General features: G+C 70.5%; 4 protein-coding genes. 2 read left to right on the top strand and 2 right to left on the bottom strand.

Features of this window, described 5'->3' with window-relative positions; all coding sequences use genetic code 11:
- On the bottom strand, positions 1-669 hold a 669-nt coding region (locus AB0M63_RS44560; protein WP_366023404.1), incomplete at its 3' end, for a maltotransferase domain-containing protein.
- Positions 670-742: 73 nt separating this feature from the next.
- Positions 743-1045, bottom strand: coding sequence for a DUF5133 domain-containing protein (locus AB0M63_RS44555; RefSeq protein ID WP_355925459.1), 303 nt, complete (start codon positions 1043-1045; stop codon positions 743-745).
- A gap of 296 nt (positions 1046-1341) precedes the next feature.
- Between AB0M63_RS44555 and AB0M63_RS44550 the strand changes: the two genes are divergently transcribed.
- Together AB0M63_RS44550 and glgX are read left to right on the top strand one after the other, a co-directional pair.
- Positions 1342-1845 carry a pep a2 gene (locus AB0M63_RS44550; protein ID WP_366023403.1) on the top strand — a complete coding sequence of 168 codons (504 nt, stop codon included), beginning with the start codon at positions 1342-1344 and terminating at the stop codon, positions 1843-1845.
- Entirely contained in the window at positions 1842-3977 is a 2136-nt protein-coding gene (gene glgX / locus AB0M63_RS44545; RefSeq protein WP_366023402.1) for a glycogen debranching protein GlgX, read from the top strand. The genes AB0M63_RS44550 and glgX overlap by 4 nt, the downstream gene beginning before the upstream one ends.
- Positions 3978-4096: the final 119 nt, after the last annotated feature.

Below are 4096 nucleotides of genomic sequence, written 5' to 3'. Positions count from 1 at the left end.
ACGGAACGTGCCGTGCGGCTCGGCCGCCGTGCCCTCGGAGCGCGGGAAGAACTCGTACCAGGCGCCGTACAGCGCCCGCTCCCGCTCCACCAGCAGCGCACGAGGCTCGGAGACCGTGACCAGTTCGCGCAGCGGATACCGGGCCAGTGCCCGCATGACCTCCGGCGTCAACGCGGCCACGAAACGCGTCCCCACCGGCAGCGAGTCGTCGCGCAGCGTCTCCGCGGCGGCCAGCACCGTGGCGCGTGCCGGTCCCTCGGGCACGCCGGCGGCGGCTCGCGCGTGCAGCTCCGCGCCCTCCTCCAGCATCAGGCCGATGTCGATGCCGGCCGGAATCTTGATGCGGGCGGCGCGGCGCCAGGTGGCGACGGGATCGCCCCAGGCCTCCACGACGTACGACCAGCGGCCCGTCGCGTCCGGCGTGACCTCGGCGCCCCAGCGGTCGCTGCCGGGGGCGAGTTCCCGCATCAGGGTCCATGGACCGGGACGGCCGTCCGGGTCGTAGAGGACGACGTTGGCGCCGATCGTGTCGTGGCCCTCGCGGAACACGGTGGCGGTGACCTCGAACGTCTCGCCCACCACCGCCTTCGCCGGGCGCGCGCCGCTGTCCACGGCTGGGCGTACGTCACGTACCGGAATGCGACCGATGGCCGCGGGGGTCGTGTTCATGGGTCTCACCTCCGCCGTGCTCGTGGCCGGGCTGTTCGCCCGGCCGGGGATCCAAGCTGCGCCGGAAGGGGGACTATCTTCCCGCCGGGGAACGCCGGTCTACGGCGACGGGCGGCGCGCGGTGGGCGACGGCCGTCGTCAGGGGGCGTCCGTTCTGCTCCTGGAGGTACGTGCCCACGGAGCTGCGCAGATAGCGCTCGGCGGCGTCCGCGGCCTCGCGCGCGCAGCGTTTTCCCATCAGCACGCACAAGGTGTAGCCCGAGTCCTCGAAGGTGGCCCGCGCGGTCCGGTCGCCCGGCGACGCGAGCATCACGCGTTCCCACACCCGGTAGCGCCGCAGGTGGCGGGCTACTTCTGCTTTGGCGGGTAGCAGCATGGCGCTGTTCACCTTCCGCCTCGCGGACCGCGTTTCCCGACCATCGGGTGGCGGCCGTGCACGGAGCGGCATGGCTCCGTCACGGCAGTCGAGGCTTTCACTCATGGTGCACAGATGATGACCAAGCGTCTTGTTGGATCTTCAACTACCCCGTCCGTCGCTCGTGTTGCACGAATGGCCTAGCGCTCGCACTGTGGAGGTGACTCGGAAGCGATCAGTGCTCACGCTTCGTGTTCGGGGCCCCGGCCCCGCAGGGCGAGGGGAAGCGCGAGCTTCGCCGGTAGGGAGCAACGAAGATGAAGACCGCAGTGCCCTGCTACTACCACCTCGACGTGGAAGTCAGCCCGGAACGGGTCGGGCAGGTCAGGCGCATCCTGGCCGCCCATCTCCGGCTCTGGGACCTGGAGATCCTCGTGGATCCCGTCTGCCGCGGCGCCGAGCTGCTGCTGCGGGCCATCGACGAGCACGCGACGGACAAGCACACGTCCATCGAGCTGTGGTGGAACGGCCAGCACCTGATCACCGCCATCGGCGACAACGACCGCGATCTGCGCCCGGACCTGGACCTGCGTGCCTGCCTCGCCCGGATCGCCGCGATGAGCGACGGCTGGGGATGCTGCGCCACCGACACCGGAAGCAAGGTCATCTGGTTCTCGCAGCGTGCCCGCAGCGGCGAACGCGTCCCCCGCGTCCCCACGACTCCCGTGCCCCGCATTCGGGAGATGCTCCAGCTTCCCCGCGAGGTACCGGCCGACCTGCCGGCCCGCGCCACGCACGGCGTCCTGGAGGACGCCCGGTGACCGCGCGCCCGTCCCGGAAAGGGGTGCCCGTCTGGAGCGGGCACCCCTGTCCATTGGGTGCCTCCTTCGACGGGAAAGGCACCAACTTCGCGCTGTTCAGCGAGGTCGCCGAGCGCGTCGACCTCGTCCTCGTCGAGGACGACGGCAGCCACCGGAACATTCGGCTGACCGAGGCCGACGGCTTCGTGTGGCACTGCTATCTCCCGGGAATCGGACCGGGGCAGCGCTACGGCTATCGGGTGCACGGCCCGTGGCATCCGAGCGCCGGACACCGCTGCAACCCGGCGAAACTGCTCCTCGACCCGTACGCCGGTGCCGTGGACGGGCAGATCGACAACGACCCCTCGCTGTACGAGCGTTCGGCCGGTCCCACTCCCGGCGACAGCGCCGGGCACGGCATGCTCGGCGTGGTCGCCGACCCGGCCTTCGACTGGGGCGAGGACCGGCCGCCCCGGCGCCCGTACGCCGACACGGTGATCTACGAGGCCCATGTGAAGGGCCTGACCCGCACCCACCCGGACGTGCCCGAGGAACTCCGCGGCACGTACGCGGGACTGGCCCACCCCGCGGTGATCGACCACCTGGTCTCGCTCGGGGTCACCGCCGTCGAGCTGATGCCGGTGCACCAGTTCGTGCAGGACGGGGTGCTCCAGGACCGGGGGCTGTCCAACTACTGGGGCTACAACACGATCGGCTACTTCGCGCCCCACAACGCCTACGCCGCGCACCGCGAACGCGGGCAGCAGGTCACCGAGTTCAAGTCCATGGTGAAGGCGCTGCACGCCGCCGGGCTCGAAGTCATCCTCGACGTCGTCTACAACCACACCGCCGAGGGCAACGAGAAGGGCCCCACCCTGTCCTTCCGGGGCATCGACAACGCCTCCTACTACCGTCTGGTGGACGGCGACTGGGGCCACTACTACGACACGACGGGCACCGGGAACAGCCTGCTGATGCGGCACCCCTATGTCCTCCAGCTCATCATGGACTCGCTGCGCCACTGGGTCACCGAGATGCATGTCGACGGCTTCCGCTTCGACCTCGCGGCCACCCTGGCCCGGCAGTTCCACGAGGTCGACCGGCTCTCGGCGTTCTTCGACCTGATCCAGCAGGACCCGGTGATCAGCCGCGTCAAGCTCATCGCGGAGCCCTGGGACGTGGGTGAGGGCGGCTATCAGGTGGGCAACTTCCCGCCGCTGTGGTCGGAGTGGAACGGCAGATACCGGGACGCCGTACGGGACTTCTGGCGGGGCGGCGAGCACACGCTCGGCGAGTTCGCGTCCCGGCTCACCGGCTCCTCCGACCTGTACCAGCACAGTCGTCGCCGGCCACGCGCGAGCGTCAACTTCGTCACCGCGCACGACGGTTTCACCCTGCGTGACCTGGTCTCGTACAACGACAAACACAACGAGGCCAACGGGGAGGGCGATCGGGACGGCGAGAGCGACAACCGGTCCTGGAACTGCGGTGCGGAGGGCAGGACCGACGACCCCGTCGTACTGGAACTGCGCGCCCGCCAGCAGCGCAACTTCCTTGCCACACTGCTCCTTTCGCAGGGCATCCCGATGCTGAGCCACGGCGACGAACTGGGCCGCAGTCAGGGCGGCAACAACAACGCCTACTGCCAGGACAACGAAGTCTCCTGGATCGACTGGGAGTTGAGCGACGAGCAGCGCCGACTCGCCGCGTTCACCCGGTACGTGATCGGGCTGCGCGCCGCGCATCCCGTGCTGCGCCGGCGCCGTTTCTTCCGCGGCGAGACCGCCACGCACGCCGGACAGCCGCTGCCCGACCTGGTCTGGCTGCTGCCCGACGCCCAGGAGATGACCGACCACGACTGGCAGCGCTCCGACGCCCACAGCGTGGGGGTCTTCCTCAACGGCGACGCCATCGCCGAACGCGACCCGCACGGCGGACCCGTCGTCGACGACTCCTTCCTGCTCCTCCTCAACAGCTACTGGGAGCCCGTCGACTTCCGCCTCCCCGACGCCACCTACGGCGAACGCTGGACAACCCTGATCGACACCGCCGACCCCGAGGGCACCCCCGACGAGACCGAACACAAGGCGAACACGGACCTACTGGTCGAGCCCCGCAGCCTCGTACTCCTGTCCCGCCCCGCCCGGCGCTGAGAACCCCAGGCCGGCCCGCGAAGGCCCACCTGCTTCACGGCGGCGTCCGGTGCGGCGAAGCCAGCACCGGGCCGCGCCACCGGGCCGCGCCACCGGGCCGCGCCACCGGGCCGCGCCAC

Origin of the sequence: Streptomyces sp. NPDC051576, from assembly GCF_040681835.1 — a bacterium.
GTDB lineage: Bacteria > Actinomycetota > Actinomycetes > Streptomycetales > Streptomycetaceae > Streptomyces.
Note: the sequence above shows the minus strand (reverse complement) of the source record. Positions and strands in the feature narration are given on the sequence as shown.

Bases quoted from the DNA above. Each gene is read 5' to 3' on its own strand.
- AB0M63_RS44550 (WP_366023403.1), top strand. From the start codon at position 1,342: ATGAAGACCGCAGTGCCCTGCTACTACCACCTCGACGTGGAAGTCAGC.
- AB0M63_RS44555 (WP_355925459.1), bottom strand. From the start codon at position 1,045: ATGCTGCTACCCGCCAAAGCAGAAGTAGCCCGCCACCTGCGGCGCTAC.